2 protein-coding genes are annotated in these 1,109 nt (G+C 62.3%); both read right to left on the bottom strand.

Annotated elements, in window-relative coordinates:
- Nucleotides 1-9 precede the first annotated feature (9 nt).
- On the bottom strand, nt 10-891 hold the full coding sequence (locus tag EOA27_RS37550) for an ABC transporter permease (protein ID WP_127258854.1): 882 nt from the start codon (nt 889-891) through the stop codon (nt 10-12).
- A gap of 1 nt (nt 892) precedes the next feature.
- Nucleotides 893-1,109: ABC transporter permease subunit (locus EOA27_RS37545; protein ID WP_127258852.1), on the bottom strand; the 217-nt coding region annotated here is incomplete at its 5' end.

Below are 1,109 nucleotides of genomic sequence, written 5' to 3'. Positions count from 1 at the left end.
ATCTGCATGTCAGCGCCTCCGCTTGGCGCGCGGATCGAACAGGTCGCGCAGGCCGTCCCCGAGCAGGTTGACGGCAAGGACCGTGACGGCAAGGCAGATACCGGGGGCGAAGATCGTCAATGGGGCAATGGCGAGATACAGGCGCGAACTGGCGATCATGTTGCCCCAACTGGGGATCTCGGGGGGCACGCCTACGCCCAGGAAGCTCAGCCCGGCCTCTGTCAGGATCGCGCTGGCGCAGACAGTGGCGCCCTGGACCATCAGCGCCGGAATGGTGCTCGGCAGGATGTGCCGCCACAGCACCTTGGGCAGGCGCGCACCGCCGCAGAGCGCGGCCTCCACGTAGGGACGCTCGCGAACACCCAGAACGACCGAACGAACCAGCCGCGCGACGGCTGGCGTCTCGGGGATCGCGATCGCGACAATGAGGATGCCGATTCCCGGTCCTGTCAGAGAAATGAGGGCGATGGCCAGCAGAATCGTCGGGATAGACATCAGGCCGTCCATTACCCGCATGACGACGTTGTCGAAGCTTCGGCTGTAGCCTGCGATGATTCCGATCAGGAGGCCAGCCATGGCCGCGCATGCCGCCGACATCAATCCAACCATGAGGGAGATCCGGGCACCGAAGATCGTTCGCGCAAAGACGTCCCGGCCCAGATTGTCGCTTCCGAACCACATCTCGGCGGAAGGTGCCTCGAGGCGTTTGAAGGGATCCATGTTCACCGGATCGCCGGCGTAAAGGGGGGCGGCAAGCGCCAGAATGATCAGGAGCGCCAGCAGACCGCCGCCTAACAGAACCAGCGGGTGCCGTCTTGCCAGACGGGGAAGATCGGACAGCTGCAGCCGCCCCATCGGCTCGACTTCAACTGGTGCGGACAAAATCGTCATATCAGTACCGGATCCGGGGATCGATCAGCGTGTAAGCCAGATCGACCGTGAGGTTGATAAGGACGTACAGACCCGAAGTCAGGATGAGCACACTCTGTATGATGGGGTAGTCGCGGTTGTTGATTGCATCCACGACCAGACGACCGATACCGGGTATGTTAAATACCGTCTCCGTGAGGACGACTCCACCGATCAGATAGGCGAAGCTTATGCCGATG

The organism is Mesorhizobium sp. M2A.F.Ca.ET.037.01.1.1, from assembly GCF_003998075.1.
Taxonomy (GTDB): domain Bacteria; phylum Pseudomonadota; class Alphaproteobacteria; order Rhizobiales; family Rhizobiaceae; genus Mesorhizobium.
The sequence above is the reverse complement of the archived record's forward strand: the minus strand, read 5'-3'. Positions and strand labels throughout refer to the sequence as shown.

Excerpts from the sequence above, each read along its gene's own strand:
- EOA27_RS37550 (WP_127258854.1), bottom strand. The coding sequence starts at position 891 with ATGACGATTTTGTCCGCACCAGTTGAAGTCGAGCCGATGGGGCGGCTG.